The sequence below is a fragment of the Fulvimarina fulva genome, from assembly GCF_039652615.1.
Lineage (GTDB): Bacteria > Pseudomonadota > Alphaproteobacteria > Rhizobiales > Rhizobiaceae > Fulvimarina.
Window position 1 is genome coordinate 68,736 of record NZ_JBDJAC010000014.1, and the last position, 17,233, is coordinate 85,968.

The window sequence follows — 17,233 nt, forward strand, 5'->3', positions numbered from 1 at the left end:
ATTGATCTCGTCTCGATCGCGCATTGTCGGCTATCGCACACTTGCTTTGATTTCGCATCGGCTCTGCCTACACACGGTTCAACTGGAATCGGGGAGAATATCGGGTGTCCGCCGCCGGCCGTGGCTGCGACTCCGCCTCGCAAATGGGGGCTGCACCGGGGATGTCCGAGATTACGCATAAAATGTGCCGCAATCTGTTGCTTCGCCGGCTGTCCGAGGAAGCCTTCCAGACGCTGGCACCGCATCTGCGCGAGATGGACTTCAACCGCGGAGACGATCTGATCCGGGCGAACCAGCGGATCGAGACGGCTTATTTCATCGAAAGCGGTGTCTGCTCACTGGTGCTGACATCGGCGGACGGGCGCATCGCCGAGATCGGCATCGTGGGGCCGGAAGGCGTCGTCGGCGCAGCGGCGACCATTGGCGTTGATTCTCTGCCCCATACGAGCTTCATGCAGGTCGCCGGCCGTGCGCTGACGATTTCCGCCGAACTTTTGACCGAGATCGCCAATGAGCGTCAGGAGATAGCGCATACTCTGTCGCGCTATCGCCACGTTCTGGCGATGCAATCGAACCAGACCGCGCTTGCTAATGCCCATTATACGGTGGAGGAGCGTCTCGCCCGCTGGCTGCTCATGTGTCAGGACCGGCTCGGCGGAAACGAAATCGAACTGACCCATGATTTCCTGAGCACCATGCTGTCCGTGCGGCGCTCCACCGTCACGCTCGCGACCCACAATCTCGAGGGCGCCGGGATGATCCGCGCACAGCGCGGTCGTATCACGGTTCTTCAGCGCAAGGAGCTCGTTAAAATAGCTGGCGGCTCCTACGGCATGCCCGAGGAGGAGTACGAGCGTATCCTGGGCCCGCTCGAGTTCTGAAGGGCCGGACCCGCAAAGGCCCGGTCCCGTCATTTTCGGCTTTACTTAGGCTTCGAGCTTGTCGGCGATGAGCTTCAGCAGTTTCTTGTGGTCTGCATCGAAGTTGCGGATGCCTTCGGCCAGTTTTTCGGTGGCCATCGGATCACCGTTGAGCCCCCAGCGAAATTCGCTTTCGCCCATCGGCATCTTGTCCATCGGCTTTGCCTGATCTTCCGACAGCTGCCGTGGCAGATCGCTCTGGTCCTCGTCGAGCTCCTGCAGGAGGTTTGGCGAAATCGTCAGCCGGTCGCAGCCGGCAAGGGCCTTGATCTGCCCAGTATTGCGGAACGATGCACCCATGACGACGGTGTCGATGCCGTTGCTCTTGTAATAGTCGTAGATCCGCCGCACCGATTTGACGCCCGGGTCCTCCGATGCCTCGAAGCTTTTGCCCTCACGCTTGGAATACCAGTCGGTGATCCGGCCGACGAAGGGCGAGATCAGGAAGACGCCCGCATCCGCGCAGGCGACCGCCTGTTCGAGGCAGAAGAGGAGGGTCAGGTTGCACTGGATGCCTTCGCCCTCCAGCACCTCGGCGGCGCGGATGCCCTCCCAGGTAGAGGCGAGCTTGATGAGAATGCGCTCGCGCGGAACGCCCTGTTCGTCATAGGCGGCGATGATGTTGCGCGCCTTTTCAAGCGAGCGCTCCTTGTCGAAGGAGAGTTCAGCATCGACCTCGGTAGAGACGCGGCCCGGCACGATCTTCGTCAGCTCCGTACCGACCGCAATCGTCAGGGCGTCGGCAATCTGGAGCGGCGTCTTGCCCTTGGCCTTTCCGCTTTCGATCTCACGGGCGACCATATCCGCGGACGTCGGCGACTGGATCGCCTTCAAGATAATGCTGGGATTGGTCGTGCAGTCGATGGGCTTCAGTGCCTTGATCGCTTCGAAGTCGCCGGTATCGGCAACGACCGTCGTCATGTCCCTCAATTGATCGAGTGCGCTGGCCATCAGTCATCCTCCCTGTCGGTTCTTCGCCGGTTCGTTCAGTGTTCAGGGTGCTATAGCAATCGCCGCTACGATTGTCTTCCTCTGGCAGGACAGCCGCAAGTCTCTGCCGATCCGTCTCAACAGGTCATTGGCCGATGCTGCCCGGTCATCGAACCGTGACCGCGGGTCTGCTGGCTAAAAGATAGTGAAAACCTTATGTCTCGCCTCAGGGAAGAACTGGATCGGGAGGGAAAGACATGAACCGGCGCGAATTCGTGATGTCAGCTGCATCCTTGGGGCTGATGGGCACCAATCTCCTCTCCCGGAAGGCCTTTGCGGCCGAAGGCGGAACGATCGAGACGATCAGCGACGGCTTTCTGGAGCTGCCCACCAATTTTCTGCTGCCGAATGGCCTGCCCGAGAATATCCCGGGCATGAGCCTTCAGGAGGTCGCCGCCGAGGGTACGTTCAAGGTGTCCTGCAATGTGACCGCGTTCCGGGGGCCACAAGGACTTATCGTCTTCGATTGCGGTTCGGGACCGAACTTCATGGCGAGCGCAGGCAATCTTTCCCAGAACATGGCAGCGGCGGGGATCGATCCGGCCTTGGTGAAGGATGTGATCTTCACCCATGCCCATCCGGATCATCTCTGGGGTGTCGTCGATGAGTTCGACGAATTGCTCTTTCCCGAGGCGAACTATCACATGTCGCAGGAGGAGTTCGACTTCTGGAATTCGGAGGATGCCCTCAGCCATGTGGGCGAGGAGCGACAGACCTTCGTGGTGGGTGCGCGGAACCGGTTCGACGCGATGGAGGATCGCCTCAGCTTCTTCAAGCCGGGCGAGGAGGTTCTGCCGGGTGTCGAAGCCGTGGCGGCCGAAGGCCACACGCCCGGCCATACGGCGTTCGTCGTTCATGGCGACGAGCCGACCATGGTCGTCGGCGACGCGATCTCGAACGATCCGATCTCGTTCCTGCGGCCGGACCTTGCCTGGGGCGCGGATATGGACAGTGAAGCCGGGGCGACAACACGCAAGCGGCTGCTCGACCGATTGGCGAATGACAGGATGCGGTTCGTCGGCTTCCATCTGCCCGATGGCGGCATGGGCCGGGTCGAGACGAGTGGCGCGGCCTACAAGTTCGTTCCATCGTCGGCCTGACGTCGTCTCTCACTCTCAGTGTACGATCGCTGTTAGATGAGGAAGCGCGCGCTTTCACCATGCCTCGGCTGTAGCCCCGACAAGTGGAATCGCGTCTTCGGCCCCGATGATTGCAAGTCTTTCGAGACGGTTCCGGATTTGTGGGGCTGCGAACGGCGATGGCCCTTTAACGCTTTGTTTTCCTTATATGATAGAACCATTAGGCAGCATGGTGAAGAAGCGGTAGACAGGGTTCATCGCTTTTTAAGGATCGCGGCAACAGCCATGCGCAAGCTTCTTTCGATGACCCTTTTCCTCGCTGCCTCTGGTTCGGCTGCTCACGCCGCCGACCTCACCTATGACAGCCCGGCATCGTCCATGTCCGGCGGTTACGAGCAGGGCTCGTCCGCCGACTGGACGGGCGGCTATGTGGGCGGCTTCGGGGCTCTGGCCTCTGGCGAAACCTCCTATGACCGTTCTGACTCCACGGGCTTCGACCAATCCGCCGGCGGCGCGATCGGCGGCGTTCAGGCCGGATACGACGTTCAGCTCGGTCAGGTTGTTCTCGGCGGCGTCGCCGACATCGCTCTCACCAATGTTGATGGTGAGGTCACGACGCGCGAGCGGGTCGGTGGGTCCGAAATATCGCAGACGGCCAGCACATCGCTCGACTATCTCGGAACGGTTCGCGCACGTGCGGGCTATGGCGGCGAGCGCGTCCTCGCCTATGGCCATGGCGGCCTTGCTTACGGTTCGACGAAAACAGCCATCGACCAGTCAGTACGGACAGGTGGGGTCGTGACGTCGACCACCGAGACCCGCGAGAGCGGCACGAAATACGGCTACGGCCTTGGTGCGGGCGTCGAGGTGAAGGCGACCGACAATGTCTCCGTCCAGACCGAGTACGGATATTACGACCTGGGCAATGACCAGATTTCGAACTCGAACGGCGTGAAGGTCGATGAGGACGTCCAGTTTCACACGGTGAAGTCCGGTCTGAACTTTCGCTTCTGATACCATGTCCGGCCGATTACGCCGAAGATGATATCGAAGCCCGCGCGGCACCTGAGCGTTTCGAAATCCGTTATCGCGGAGGCGATCAAACGGATTTCGTATGACGCTTTGCGAGGTTGCGTTTGGCCGCCGGGGCGCGGCCTACCAGTTCGTCGCCGAAAGCTGACAATCGGTCAGCGGGCCCGCGCCATGAAGGCGTTCCGGATCGAGCCCTCGAGGATATAGGCGAGGCCGAGCCGGGCGCCGATCGCAATCGAGGCGAGAACGATGGGCGCGGAAATCGTCAAAAGGGAAGCTGCGGAAATGCCCTGGCCGATCGTGCAGCCGAGGGAAAAGACGCCGCCGACCCCCATCAGGATCGCGCCCGCCAGATGGCGCGAGAGTTCGCGGGCATCGTCACAGGCTTCCCAGCGGATATCTTCATGGCGCCAGGCGGCGATCGCCGCACCGCCGATGACACCGATCACAAGCCCGACGCCGTAATCGGGGAAGCTGCCCGTCACCGCGACGATGGCAAGGATGAGGTCGCCCGGCGGCATCACGAAAGATGCGCTCTCCACCTGGGTCGGCCAGAACGAGTGCGCTTCGATCAGGCTCGTCGCGAACCAGCCGAAGGCGACGACCGCGCCGATCGTCGCGCCGGAAATGATGCGGCTGCTCTCTTTGCGGAAAGACGGGTCCCGGAAGATCCAGACGCCGAGAGCAAAGGCCACGAGGATCGTCATCATGCCCGAAACGTCGAGACCGATCAGGCTGCTTGCGAGAGAGCCCAGCGACTGGTCCGGCGAACCGAACCGGGCGAGGTGAAGCGCGTTCCCCTCGACGACCGACTGACGCGTTGCCGCGAAGATCCCGCGCTGCGTCGCAAGCGCCGATATACCGAGCACGATGACGACGATGAGGCCGCGCAGCGAGCCGCCGCCAAGCCGCACGAGGGCCCCGAAGCCGCAGGTTCCGACGAGCGCCATCCCGAAGCCGAAGGCGAGGCCGCCGAGGATCGCGCCGGTCCAGCCGAAGGAGGGGACGAGATAGAAGCTCGCTGAAGGATCGAAGAGCCCGGCCCAGACCAGACCCTGGGTGAGGAGCATCGCGACGAGAATGGCGAGGCCCCAACTCCGCACGCCCGTGTTGTCGGCCGCATACCAGCGCCTTTCAAGCGCGGACAGCGTGCAGAAATGATGCCGCCGCGCGGCGTAGCCCATGACAAGACCCGCCATGCAGCCGGCGAACAGCGGCGCATAACCGCTTTCGATGATCATCTTTCCTCCCGAAACGCTTCTTTCGAGCGTTTGACGAGGCGAAGGTTACGCCTCGTTCACAGGAGTGACAAGCCGGCTACCGAAGGCCGGGGCAGATCGCCCGGCGTTCCCATCTGGCTTCCCGTCGCATCTCAGGCCTGCTCCTTCTTTCGCAGATAGACCATCAGATTGGTCTGCAGCGGAGCCGGCATGAGGGCCTGATAGAGACCGACCGCTGCGAACAGCGCAGACCGGTTCGCATGATATTTCGGCGTCGCGGCGGTGGTGTAGCTGTGGTGGTCCCAGTTCGCCGGTTGGAACGCCTTCTTGAAGTGGCCGAGGGTGTTCAGCCGGTAGAATGTCGGAAACGCATCCTCCGGAAGCCTGTCGGGCCACACGATCCGCATCAGCCGGTCCTTTACGGCTGGCGGAACGATCAGGTTGCCGAGGCCGACATATCCGTATTTGTTCGGTGTCATTGCGCAGAACCAGCCGCCCGGCTTCAGGATGCGCCCGATCTCCCTGGCGAAGACCTCCGGGTGTTCCACGTGCTCGGCGACATATTCGCAGATCACCAGATCGACGCTTTCATCTTCGAGCGGGTAGGGCGAGGTCGGGTCGATCACATGGGCTTCATCGAGACAGGGATGAGAGCGGACGACGGGATCCACATCGAGACCGATCAGATGGCGAACCTTTCCCTGCAAATTGCAGAGCGAGCGCACATAGGGAGACGTGCCCTTCTGGTAGCGCTCGCCGCGACCTGCGCCGAGATCGACGGCAACCATGTCCGGCCGCGCGAGAGCGTTGATGCGGGTGTAGAAGTTAACCGCTTCGTCGTCGCGGCTGAACCCGCCGGCGCCGGTTTCCGGGCGCCATTGATCGACAACTCCTGTCAGGGACATGATTGTATCCGTTCGTCAAATCGGGGAATCGATGGGAGAATGCTTGATGTCGATCAGTGAAATAGCACCGCACGCGGCCGTCAAAAAGCAAACTGTTGCAATACACCTAAGATAAACCGTTAATATATCGGCTTTGAATCAAGTCCGAGACAGGTTGCGCGGTGGCTGGCCATCCTGGCCAGACCACATGGTCGCCCGGCTGTCGGCCGGCCTATTGCCTTGATGATCCCGGCTGACCCACCAGAATGGAAGGGCCATAGCCGCTTTCGATCCTCACGAGATTCTTCAGGACGCCCTTGAAGGCGTGTCTTCGCAGGAGGAGCGGCCCAAAGCGTGGGGCCGATAGGTGGCGCGTTATTCTTTGTGTTGCGGGCGGTTTTCTTTTTGGCAGCTTCGCTACCTAGACCGGATGGCACGTCATCGAGCTCGTCCGGCGGCATGCCGCGCCCCGGCCAAAAGCAAGAAAGACACAAAGACGATGGATCAGCTGCAATCCATTTGGAATGGCTTCACGTCCTTCCTGAACAACCTCTTCACGATGAACCTCGTCGGCGATCAGAGCATCTCGGACTATGTGACGCTGGACTCGATTCTCGGCATCGTCGGGGATGTCGTGCTTGCGTTCATCATCCTTATGGTCGGCCTGACGATCTCGCGCTGGGTGAGCCGAAAGATCCGCCGGAATGCGGAAAAGCGCAAAGATCTCGACAACACGCTGTTCAAGTTTCTCGGCTCGATCGCGCGTTATGTCATTCTCGGCTTCACCTTTCTCTTCATCCTGAACACTTTCGGTATCCAGACGACTTCGATCGTCGCAGCCGTCGGTGCGGCCGGCCTTGCCGTCGGGCTGGCGCTGCAGGGCGCGCTGTCCAACATGGCCGCCGGTGTGATGATCATCATCTTCCGGCCGTTCCGCGAGGGAGACTTCGTTTCGATCTCCAACGGCGAGATGGGCACGGTCAAGGAGATCTCCATCAACTATACCGAGCTGGCGAGCATCGGAAACGTGCAGATCATCGTTCCGAATTCGGATGTGTGGGGCAATACGATCCACAACTACTCGGTCTATCCGAACCGGCAAGCCGAATGGACGTTCGGCGTCAGCTATGATGCGTCCCTCGCCAAGGCCGAGGAGGTGATCCGCAACACGCTGACCAACGACAGCCGCACCAAGGACGATGCCGACATCATGGTGAAGGTGAACAATCTCGGCGACAGCTCAGTGGATTTCCTCGTGCGGGCCTGGGTCTCGTCGGGCGACTATTTCGCCTATCAGGCGGACATGAAGCGCGCGGTCAAGGAAGCGCTGGATGAGGCCGGCATCGAGATTCCCTATCCCCACCGCACCGTCACCATGACGAACTGGGCCGGCAACGAAAGCTGAAAGCGTTGCAGCGAGTGGTGAAGCTCGGATCGCGACGGCCGACGGCGATCTTTCTGCGTTACGCCGTTCCGTCGCCGCGCACCGGTTCGCAGAAGAGATCGTAGAGTGTGCCGATCAGGCTCGTCACCTCTTCGCTCGCCAGCGAATAATAGATGGTGCGGCCTTCGCGGCGTGTTTTCACCAGTCGGTCGAAGCGCAGGCGGGCAAGCTGCTGAGAAATCGCGGCCTGGGGCATGGATAGAATGGTCTCGATCTCGCCGACCGAGCGTTCCTTCTCCGACAGGAGACACAGGATCACCAGGCGGGTCTCGTGGGACATCGCCTTCAGGAGATCGCTCGCCTTGCGCGCCTGATCGAAGAAGGCCTTGATCTCCGCCTCGGATGCGGACGCGTCGAATTTCGGAAGCGACAGCTTCGCAGTCTGGCTCAACGTTCTGCCTCTTCGTCGCTCACGCCACTCACGCCATTCTCGTCCGGCAGCTTCGCCAGCATCTCGCCAAGCATGCTGTAGAAGAAATTGTCTCCGGGATAACCGCGGAGCCGGTCGATTTCCTCGCCATTATCCATGAGGACGAAGGTGGGGGTCAAACGCTCCTTGCGGATATGGGCAAGGTCTTTCGGCCAATCCTCTGTGATGTCGACGCGGCGGAGCGGGGCAATCTCGCCTTCAGCGGAGTTGGCATAGCCGGGTGCGATCTCCTCGTTGAAACGCTTGCACCATGGGCAGCCCGGCTGTTCGAGCATGAGGAGTTCGGCGGCAAGGCCTTGCGCCGGAGCGAGACCGGCGAGACAGAGGAGGAGAGCCAGCTTAATCACGGCGGCTTTCCGGGGTGCGTTTACAATGCATCGAAACATATGCATTCTTATATAAATGACTGACGGGCTTGAAAGCGCATATCGCGTTTACCCCCTGAAAGAACAAGGGGCGGGACTCGTCGGCGGGGGGTCGAAGACCAATGCTCGATGTGGGTTTTAGCGCAGCATTCCTTGCGGGACTATTGTCTTTCGTCTCGCCCTGCGTCCTGCCGCTGGTGCCGCCCTATCTCGCCTATCTCGCCGGCATCAGCTTCGATCAGGTGCGCGCCAAGGGTGCCGATCCGGCGGTCGCACGGCGGATCGTGATCGCGTCCTTCGCCTTCGTCATCGGCTTTACAACGGTTTTCGTCGCGCTTGGAGCGACCGCGAGCCTGATCGGACAGGCCATCGCCGAATGGTTCGATACGCTCTCGGTGATCGCGGGCATTCTCATCATCGTGATGGGACTGCATTTTCTGGGCGTCTTCCGGATTTCGCTGCTTTACCGCGAAGCCCGGCTCAATATCGGCGCAAAGCCCGCCGGGCCGATCGGCGCCTATGTCATGGGGCTCGCCTTCGCCTTCGGCTGGACCCCTTGCGTCGGTCCGGTTCTGGCGGCGATCCTCTTCATCGCCGGAAGCCAAGACACGGCCCTGCGCGGTGCGGGGCTGCTTGCGACCTATTCCTTCGGCATCGGACTGCCCTTCATGCTCGCTGCGATGTTCGCGACGCGCTTTCTGGACTGGGCATCGCGGTTCCGAAAGCATATGGCGATTGTCGAGAAGGTGATGGGCGGCGCGCTGGTCTTCACCGGCATCCTGTTTGCGACCGGCCAGATGGCGACGATCTCCTACTGGCTTCTGGAGACGTTCCCGGTTTTCGCAACGATCGGTTAGGCTTGGCTACGATACGGCATCTAGAAACGGCCATGAGGAGGAAACGACTATGCTGAAGACCCTGGTAGCCGCATGCCTCGTTGCGCTGGCGCTCGCGTCCGGCGCTCCCGCAGCCGAGTTGGGCGACGACGGCCTGCACAAGGAGGACTGGTTTTCCTTGACCTTCAAGGATGTCGCCGAGGACATCGAGACGGCGCGCGAGAACGGCAAGCGCCTCGCCATCGTCTTCGAACAGCGCGGTTGCATCTACTGCGCCAAGATGCACGAGGAGCTCCTCGCCGATCCGGCGGTCGCCGACTACATCAAGGAGCATTTCTCCGTGGTGCAGTACAACATGTTCGGCGACGAGGAGGTGACCGATCTCGACGGCGAGACGCTGAGCGAGAAAACGGCTGCGCGCAAATGGCGCGTCGTCTTTACGCCGACGATCCTGTTCATGCCGGAAGATGTGCCGGAGAACGCGAGCGTTGCCGATGCCGCCGTCGCATCAATGCCGGGCGCCTTCGGCAAGAACACGTTCCTGCACATGTTCCAGTGGGTGAACGAGAAGGGCTATGACACCGACGAACACTTCCAGAAATATCATGCGCGCAAGCTGGAGGAGAGTGGTCAGCTGGGCAGCTCGGCTGAGTGAGCGTCGGAGCGGCGTTTGTCCCTCTCGAAGCGGACATGGCGTCCGGGTTTCGAGATATATGCGAAAAATAGAATACTTGCTTTATCGCAGCGCTTTCCGATAGGCTGACGACAAATCACGAAAAGACCGGCTTACAAGGTCGGCGACAGGGAGGAGAGGTTTTCATGAAACGCTTGAGCGCGCTCGCACTCATTCTGGCGATCCCTACAATGGCTCTTGCGGCCAATGTCGCGCCGGGCGACGTCAAGTTCGACGGCATGTCCGTCAGTGAACCGGTCGCCGACACCAAGGGCGATCCGGATGCCGGTCGCGCGGTCTTCGTCGACCGGGGGCTTGGAAACTGCCTCGCCTGTCACCAGAATTCGGAGATCGAGAACGCGCAGTTCCCCGGCAATGTCGGCCCGTCCATGGATGGTGTCGCGAGCCGCTGGGAGCCTCAACAGCTCCGCGCGATCATCGTCAACGCGAAGGAAGTTTTTGGTCCGGATACCATCATGCCGGGCTTTTACACATTGGATGTGGGCGTCGACGTCGCCGAGGATCGGAAGGGCAAGACGATCCTCTCGGCCGAGGAGGTCGAGGATGTCGTCGCCTATCTCGCAACGCTCAAACAGGAGTCAGCACAGTGACGCAATTGACTAGACGCAAGCTCTTCACGCTCGCCGCTGGCGCCGGAACGCTCGCGGTCGCGGCCAACCTGCCGCGCACGGCTTATGCGACGCCGGAAGAGGCGGAGAAGGCAATCAGTGAGTTCACCGGCGGCAAGGAGCCGAAGTCCGGCAAGATCACTCTGACGGCCCCCGAAATCGCCGAGAACGGCAACACCGTGCCGATCTCTATCTCGGTCGACAGCGAAATGACCGACAATGATTTCGTCGAGTCCGTCACGCTTCTGGCCGAGGGCAATCCGAACCCGGAAGTCGCAACCTTCATCTTCACCCCGTTGAGCGGCCGCGCCGAGGCGACGACGCGCATCCGGCTCGCCAAGACGCAGAATGTCGTCGCGGTTGCCAAGATGAACGACGGGTCGGTCTATTCCGACAAGAAGGAAGTCAAGGTCACCATCGGCGGCTGCGGCGGCTGACCCGCCGGCGAGGTTGAAGCCCTTTCACCAAGATGCACCGCTCGCCGGTTTCATGACCGGCTCGTAGCGTCCAAATTCAGGAGATAACCGACATGGCAGCGCCCAGACCCCGCGTCAAAGTCCCCAGTTCCGCCTCCGCCGGTGAGGTGATCACGATCAAGACGCTGATCAGCCACGACATGGAATCCGGCCAGCGCAAGGATAAGGAAGGCAACGTGATCCCGCGCGAGATCATCAACACCTTCATCTGCGAGTTCAATGGGGCCAAGGTCTTCGAATGCGAGCTCGATCCGGCGATCTCGTCCAATCCGTATTTCGAATTCAATGCCAAGGTCCCCGAGAGCGGCACCTTCACGTTCACGTGGAAGGACGATAACGGCGAGACCTATACGGAAGAAAAAGACATCAAGGTCGGCTGAGATCGATCCGAGGCGCCGGATCGGCCGGCGCGTCTTGAGAAAACGCGGAACGCATCGGGCGATCCCGATCGATCGTCCGATGCCGTGACCCGCACGGCACGATCAAGCTGCGTGCCGCGGGAGGCGCGGGGCACCGCGACACAAACAATCGGGAGGACGCCATGAAGAAGACCGCAATCCTGTTATCCGGCGCGTTGACGCTGACCAGCCTTGCGCTGGCATCGCGCGTTCTCGCCGATCCGACGACGGACGAGCTGTCGATCGACGGTCAGAAGATCATCACAACCGCTCCGGCGCCGACCGAGCCGCCCGGCCATCCCTTCGACGAGGTGCGGTCCGGCTGGCTCTACCGCGAGGCCGATACGCGCGCGATGGAAGCCGACAGTTTCGAAAATCCGGGCATGCTCGCCGTCGAGCGCGGCGAGGAGATCTGGCATATGGAGGACGGTGAGGCGGGCAAGTCCTGCGCCTCCTGCCACGAGGATGCGTCCGAATTCCTCAAGGGTGTCGGCGCACATTATCCCAAATGGGACGAGGCGAGCGGCAAGCCGATCAATATCGAGCTCTTCATCAACCAGCACCGGGAAGAGAAGATGGGCGCCGAGCCCTACAAGTTCGATTCCGACATGCAGAAGGATCTGACCGCCTTCATCAAGAACCAGTCGCTCGGCATCCCGGTCGAGATCGATCTGTCCGAGGGCGAGATGATGGACTGGTGGCAGCGCGGCAAGGATCGGTACTATCTGCGCACCGGCCAGCTCAACCTGTCCTGCGCCACCTGCCATGAGCAGAACAATGGCCGCTATATTCGCGCCGACCATCTCAGCCAGGGTAATACCAACGGCTTTCCGACCTATCGCCTGAAACAGGGCGCGCTGGTCTCCCTGCACAACCGCTTCCGGGGCTGTATCCGCGATACCCGCGCCGAGTTCCCGGCCGCCTTCTCCGACGACCTGATGGCGCTCGAGGTCTATACGGCCTGGCGCGGCAGCGGCCTTTCGGTCGAGACGCCGGCGGTGCGGCAGTAGGCCAAGTCTCTCGCCGTCAGGCGGTTGATGTCCGCCCACCGCCACCGTAACGCGCAGCCTTCGTCATCCTCGGGCTCCGTCCCGAGGATCGAGGATCGGTGCGTCTTGTCGTCAGTCTCTGCGAAGCGGGGCTCAGACCGAATTCAACCAGCGAAATTACTGGATCCTCGGGACGGAGCCCGAGGATGACGGCCCCCTTTTACCCCTGAAGCCAGCGAGATCCATCATGTTCTCACGCCGCGAATTCCTCACCGCAACCGTCGCGCTCTCGGCGATTACCGGGGCCTCGCTCACCGGCCGCTGGTCGCGCGCTGCCGCTCAGCAGACGATGAGCGAGGACGACCTTCTCGGGGCGCCCAGGTTCGGCAATCTGACGCTTCTTCATGTTACCGATATCCACGCGCAGCTGAAGCCGGTCTATTTCCGCGAGCCGGCGGTGAATATCGGTGTCGGAGAAGTCGCCGGCCTGCCGCCCCATGTGACGGGGAAGGATTTTCTGAAGCTCTACGCCATCGAGCCGGGAACGCCAGAGGCCTATGCGCTGACCTCTGAAGATTTTTCCGCTCTTGCCAAACGATACGGCAAGATGGGCGGCCTCGACCGCGTCGCGACCGTCGTCAATCGGGCGCGGGCCGAGCGCGGCGACCGCAATGTTCTCCTCCTCGACGGCGGCGATACCTGGCAGGGCAGCTACACCGCCAACAAGACGGCCGGTCAGGACATGATCTCGACGATGGCGCTCCTGAGGCCTGACGCGATGACAGGCCATTGGGAGTTCACCTACGGGACGGACCGCGTGAACGAGGCCATCGAGAACCTTGGTTTTCCCTTCCTTGGTTCAAACATCTTCGACACGACGTGGGACGAGCCGGCCTTCGATGCCTGGACGATGTTCGAGCGCGGGGGCGCGAAGATTGCCGTCATAGGGCAGGCCTTTCCCTATACGCCCATCGCCAACCCTTCATGGCTGATCCCCGACTGGTCCTTCGGCATTCGCGACGAAGAGATCGCGACCCATGTGGAAGAGGCGCGGAGCGCCGGTGCCGATCTCGTCGTCCTTCTGTCCCACAACGGGTTCGACGTCGATCGCAGCCTGGCCCGGAAGGTGGACGGGATCGACATCATTCTGACCGGCCATACCCATGACGCGCTGCCCGAGCCGGTGATGGTGGGCAAGACCATGCTGATCGCGTCAGGCTCAAACGGCAAGTTCGTCAGCCGCCTCGATCTGGACGTCTCCGGCGGTGAGCTCAAGGACTTCCGCTACCGGCTGATTCCGGTCTTTTCCGATGTCGTCGCGCCGGACCCGGAGATGGCGGCAAAGATCGACGAGGTGAGGGCGCCCTTTGCGGACGAGCTCAGCCGGGTTCTCGGCCAGACCGAGGGACTTCTCTACAGGCGCGGCAATTTCAACGGCACCTGGGACGATCTCATCCTCGACGCCCTCATGACCGAGCGTGACGCCGAGATCGCGCTGTCGCCGGGCTTCAGATGGGGCACGTCCCTGCCGGCCGGCTCCGACATCACGGTGGAGGATCTCCACAATGCGACGGCGATGACCTATCCGGCGGCCTATCGATCGACGATGACCGGCGAGACCCTGAAGCTGATCCTGGAGGATGTCGCCGACAATCTCTTCAACGTCGATCCCTACTATCAGCAGGGCGGCGACATGGTGCGCGTCGGTGGCATGGGCTACGGTATTGATCCCACCAAAAAGATCGGCGAGCGCATTTCCGACATGACGGTTCTCAAGACCGGCGAAGCCATCGATCCGTCGCGCGAATACGTCGTTGCCGGCTGGGCTTCGGTCAACGAGGGCACGGAAGGCCCGGCGATCTGGGACGTGTGCGAGCAGTATCTTGCCGCGCATCCGACCGTCGAACCGACGGAGAACAGAAGCGTCAAAGTCACCGGCTAACCTGCGAAAGGGCGTTTTCAAACCCCGTTTTGCCTGATACATTCAAATAAATAATTATATCTATAAGGGTGGAGCGATGAGTGGATCGACGCGTGGAAAGGGGATTGCGCCATCGCGCCGTGCGATCCTCAAGGGGGGGCTTACTTTTGGAGGCGCGGCGCTGACCGGATTGGCGGCCGCGCGATCCGTCGCCGCCGAGGCGAGCGATCCGAAGATCACTGAACTGCAGGACTGGAACCAGTATCTCGGCGTCGGAGTCGATGCCTTGCCCTATGGTCTGCCGTCGCAATACGAGCAGGATGTGGTCCGGCGCGACGTGCCCTGGCTGACGGCCGATGCGACGAGTTCGGTCAATTTCACGCCGCTCCATCAACTCGACGGCATCATCACGCCGAACGGTCTCTGCTTCGAGCGTCATCATGGCGGCGTTGCGGAAATACCGCCGCAGGATCATCGCCTGATGGTGCATGGCATGGTCGACGAGCCGCTGGTCTTCACCATGGAGGACCTGAAGCGCTTCCCGCGCGAAAACCGGGTCTACTTCCTCGAATGCGCGGCCAATTCCGGCATGGAATGGCGTGGAGCCCAGCTTAACGGCTGCCAGTATACCCACGGCATGGTTCACTGCGTGATGTATACCGGCACGCCGCTGCGCAATGTTCTCGAAGCTGCCGGCGTGAAGACCGCCGGCAAGTGGCTGCTGGCCGAGGGGGCGGACGCGTCCTCAATGACGCGCTCGATCCCCATGGAGAAGGCGCTCGACGATTGCCTCGTCGCCTGGAAGATGAACGGCGAAGCCCTCAGGCCGGAACAGGGCTATCCGCTGCGCCTCGTCGTTCCGGGCTGGGAAGGCAATATGTGGATCAAGTGGCTGCGGCGCCTGGAGGTGGGCGACGCGCCATGGGAGCAGCGCGAGGAAACCTCGAAATACACCGATCTCCTTGCCAATGGTGTTGCCCGCAAGTTTACCTGGGCGATGGATGTCAAATCCGTCATCACCAATCCGAGCCCGCAGGCGCCGATCACCCATGGCAAGGGGCGCACGGTGCTGACGGGACTTGCCTGGTCCGGCAATGGCACGATCAGGCGCGTCGATGTTTCACTCGATGGCGGCCGCAACTGGGTCGAGGCGCGGATCGATGGGCCGAGCTTCGATAAGGCGGTCCATCGCTTCTATTACGATTTCGACTGGGACGGCTCGGAACTCCTGCTCCAGTCCCGTGCGGTGGATTCCGACGGCTTCGTGCAGCCCACCAAGAACGAGCTGCGCGCCGCGCGCGGCGAGAACTCGATCTATCACAACAACGGGATTCAGACCTGGTATCTGAAATCCGACGGAGGGCTGGAAAATGTCGAAGTCTCTTAAACGTGCCTCGACGGCCCTCGCGCTCATCCTCGCCGCTGGTTTCGGTTTCGGCGCCCATGCAGCATCAGACGGCAAGGATGACGGGACGAGGGCGAGCCAAAGCGCACCGGCATCGTCCACCAAGGCCGCGAGCGAGGACGCGTCTTCCAAGGTGAAGGCCGCAGAAACGCCCTCCCATCTCGGCCGGCCTGCGACAGAAGAGGAAATCGCGGCCTGGGATATCGATGTCAGCCCGAACGGCGACGGCCTGCCGGACGGCTCCGGTACGGTCGCCGAGGGCGAGGAGATCTTCAACGCCCAGTGCGCGATGTGTCACGGCGATTTCGGCGAGGGGCGCGGTCGCTGGCCGGCTTTGGCCGGAGGCGATGACAGCCTGAAGGACATGCGGCCGGAAAAGACGGTCGGCTCCTACTGGCCCTATCTCTCGACGGTCTATGACTACGTTCACCGGGCCATGCCCTTCGGCAATGCCCAGTCCCTGTCGGACGACGAGGTCTATGCGCTGACGGCCTACATCCTCTATCTCAATTTCATCGTCGAGGATGAGGACTTCGAGCTGTCCAGGGCGAATTTCACGACCATCGAAATGCCGAACGCCGATGGGTTCAAACCGGACGATCGGGCCGAGGAAGAGCATTACCGCACCGATGCCGACTCTTGCATGAGTGATTGCAAGCCGGGGCCGGTGGAGATCACCATGCGGGCCCAGGTGCTCGACGTCACCCCTGACTCCGGTGACGACGAGGCGGGGGCCGGCGGAAACGTCGACTAAGACGACGGTCGGCCGATGGAGCCGGGCAGCTTCCTGTAAAGCCATCAAGGGTTTGGTCGGCCCACCAAGCTGGTGTTGCGGTCCTCATGTCGCGTATGCTGCTTGAGCCACTGGCAGATCGGGAGGACTTATCATGACGGCTGTTCGCACTTTCCAATTTCGCATGATCGCCCCGAGCGGATGGCTTCGCGCGATCCGGACCATCCTCCTGCTTGCGGCGATGTGGGCCGCAACGCTCTCTCCGAGCGCGGCGCAGGCAATCGACGACGATCTGGCCTTCGCCACCCACAAGCTCGCGCTTCAGGTTTCGAACGGGGACGAGGCGACCATGCGCTCGGCGCTCGATATCGCGTCGAACGTCTCCCGCTTCTACACGGCCAAAGCCGAAGAGGTGCAGATCAGCATCGTCGCCTACGGACCGGGTATCGAGATGCTGATTCCGGACAAGACTCCCGTCATGGAACGGCTCACCGCGTTCGATCAGTCCATGCCGAATGTCAGCTTCGTTGCCTGCGGCAACACGCTCGATACCCTGGAGCGGAAAGAGGGCGCGCGACCGGAAATCCTGTCTTTCGCCACCGAGGTCGAGGCCGGCGTCGCCGAGCTGATCCGGCTCGACGAGGACGGCTATACGATCGTCAAGCCGTAAGGGACCGGCCGGCCTTGAAACTGCGCCGGAAAACGAATCGTCCCTGATCGGCTTCGCCGCAATTTCTTGCCCTCCGAAGCGCGCGTGAAGCACTTTTATCGCCTGAACGAATTTTAATTTTCGCATATGTTCGCGGCAC

General features: G+C 61.6%; 19 protein-coding genes. 14 read left to right on the top strand and 5 right to left on the bottom strand.

Annotation, left to right across the window (positions count from 1 at the left end):
- Window positions 1–161: 161 nt before the first annotated feature.
- Entirely contained in the window at window positions 162–881 is a 720-nt protein-coding gene (locus ABDX79_RS16845) for a Crp/Fnr family transcriptional regulator (protein ID WP_346221465.1), read from the top strand.
- 45 nt (window positions 882–926) lie between these two features.
- Here the strand turns inward: ABDX79_RS16845 and tal are convergent, their stop codons facing one another.
- Window positions 927–1,871, bottom strand: a complete 945-nt coding sequence (tal, locus tag ABDX79_RS16850; RefSeq protein ID WP_346221466.1) for a transaldolase — start codon at window positions 1,869–1,871, stop codon at window positions 927–929.
- A 236-nt stretch (window positions 1,872–2,107) separates the two neighbouring features.
- Between tal and ABDX79_RS16855 the strand changes: the two genes are divergently transcribed.
- Together ABDX79_RS16855 and ABDX79_RS16860 are read left to right on the top strand one after the other, a co-directional pair.
- Entirely contained in the window at window positions 2,108–3,010 is a 903-nt protein-coding gene (locus tag ABDX79_RS16855; protein ID WP_346221467.1) for an MBL fold metallo-hydrolase, read from the top strand.
- A gap of 264 nt (window positions 3,011–3,274) precedes the next feature.
- Entirely contained in the window at window positions 3,275–4,003 is a 729-nt protein-coding gene (locus ABDX79_RS16860) for an outer membrane protein (protein ID WP_346221468.1), read from the top strand.
- Between the two features lie 173 nt (window positions 4,004–4,176).
- Here the strand turns inward: ABDX79_RS16860 and ABDX79_RS16865 are convergent, their stop codons facing one another.
- Both ABDX79_RS16865 and ABDX79_RS16870 read right to left on the bottom strand, forming a co-directional pair.
- Window positions 4,177–5,262: a YeeE/YedE family protein gene (locus ABDX79_RS16865; protein WP_346221469.1), complete on the bottom strand. Its 1,086-nt coding sequence runs from the start codon at window positions 5,260–5,262 to the stop codon at window positions 4,177–4,179.
- A gap of 131 nt (window positions 5,263–5,393) precedes the next feature.
- Window positions 5,394–6,146, bottom strand: a complete 753-nt coding sequence (locus ABDX79_RS16870; RefSeq protein ID WP_346221470.1) for a class I SAM-dependent methyltransferase — start codon at window positions 6,144–6,146, stop codon at window positions 5,394–5,396.
- A gap of 478 nt (window positions 6,147–6,624) precedes the next feature.
- On the opposite strand from ABDX79_RS16870, the gene ABDX79_RS16875 reads away from it, so the two are divergent.
- Window positions 6,625–7,530, top strand: coding sequence for a mechanosensitive ion channel family protein (locus ABDX79_RS16875; protein ID WP_346221471.1), 906 nt, complete (start codon window positions 6,625–6,627; stop codon window positions 7,528–7,530).
- A 58-nt stretch (window positions 7,531–7,588) separates the two neighbouring features.
- Here the strand turns inward: ABDX79_RS16875 and ABDX79_RS16880 are convergent, their stop codons facing one another.
- A complete protein-coding gene (locus ABDX79_RS16880; protein ID WP_346221502.1) occupies window positions 7,589–7,942 on the bottom strand; it encodes an ArsR/SmtB family transcription factor in 354 nt (117 codons plus the stop codon).
- A gap of 14 nt (window positions 7,943–7,956) precedes the next feature.
- Complete coding sequence (locus ABDX79_RS16885) at window positions 7,957–8,346, bottom strand: thioredoxin fold domain-containing protein (protein WP_463671191.1); 390 nt, start codon at window positions 8,344–8,346, stop codon at window positions 7,957–7,959.
- 140 nt (window positions 8,347–8,486) lie between these two features.
- Here ABDX79_RS16885 and ABDX79_RS16890 point away from each other — a divergent pair, with 140 nt between their 5' ends.
- The 10 genes from ABDX79_RS16890 (at window position 8,487) to ABDX79_RS16935 (ending at window position 17,094) form a co-directional block, all read left to right on the top strand.
- The gene (locus ABDX79_RS16890; protein ID WP_346221473.1) at window positions 8,487–9,221 is read left to right on the top strand and encodes a cytochrome c biogenesis CcdA family protein; all 735 of its coding nucleotides are present in this window, start codon (window positions 8,487–8,489) and stop codon (window positions 9,219–9,221) included.
- A gap of 49 nt (window positions 9,222–9,270) precedes the next feature.
- Window positions 9,271–9,855, top strand: a complete 585-nt coding sequence (locus ABDX79_RS16895) for a thioredoxin family protein (protein ID WP_346221474.1) — start codon at window positions 9,271–9,273, stop codon at window positions 9,853–9,855.
- A gap of 164 nt (window positions 9,856–10,019) precedes the next feature.
- A complete protein-coding gene (gene soxX, locus ABDX79_RS16900) occupies window positions 10,020–10,484 on the top strand; it encodes a sulfur oxidation c-type cytochrome SoxX (RefSeq protein WP_346221475.1) in 465 nt (154 codons plus the stop codon).
- Window positions 10,481–10,939: a thiosulfate oxidation carrier protein SoxY gene (gene soxY / locus ABDX79_RS16905; protein ID WP_346221476.1), complete on the top strand. Its 459-nt coding sequence runs from the start codon at window positions 10,481–10,483 to the stop codon at window positions 10,937–10,939. Before soxX ends, soxY begins: the two co-directional genes overlap by 4 nt.
- 92 nt (window positions 10,940–11,031) lie before the next feature.
- Window positions 11,032–11,358 carry a thiosulfate oxidation carrier complex protein SoxZ gene (gene soxZ / locus ABDX79_RS16910; protein ID WP_346221477.1) on the top strand — a complete coding sequence of 109 codons (327 nt, stop codon included), beginning with the start codon at window positions 11,032–11,034 and terminating at the stop codon, window positions 11,356–11,358.
- 161 nt (window positions 11,359–11,519) lie between these two features.
- On the top strand, window positions 11,520–12,386 hold the full coding sequence (soxA, locus tag ABDX79_RS16915) for a sulfur oxidation c-type cytochrome SoxA (protein WP_346221478.1): 867 nt from the start codon (window positions 11,520–11,522) through the stop codon (window positions 12,384–12,386).
- 226 nt (window positions 12,387–12,612) lie between these two features.
- A complete protein-coding gene (soxB, locus tag ABDX79_RS16920; protein ID WP_346221479.1) occupies window positions 12,613–14,307 on the top strand; it encodes a thiosulfohydrolase SoxB in 1,695 nt (564 codons plus the stop codon).
- Window positions 14,308–14,383: 76 nt separating this feature from the next.
- The gene (gene soxC, locus ABDX79_RS16925; protein ID WP_346221480.1) at window positions 14,384–15,673 is read left to right on the top strand and encodes a sulfite dehydrogenase; all 1,290 of its coding nucleotides are present in this window, start codon (window positions 14,384–14,386) and stop codon (window positions 15,671–15,673) included.
- Window positions 15,657–16,445: a c-type cytochrome gene (locus tag ABDX79_RS16930; protein WP_346221481.1), complete on the top strand. Its 789-nt coding sequence runs from the start codon at window positions 15,657–15,659 to the stop codon at window positions 16,443–16,445. Before soxC ends, ABDX79_RS16930 begins: the two co-directional genes overlap by 17 nt.
- 133 nt (window positions 16,446–16,578) lie before the next feature.
- Window positions 16,579–17,094, top strand: coding sequence for a DsrE family protein (locus ABDX79_RS16935; RefSeq protein WP_346221482.1), 516 nt, complete (start codon window positions 16,579–16,581; stop codon window positions 17,092–17,094).
- Window positions 17,095–17,233: the final 139 nt, after the last annotated feature.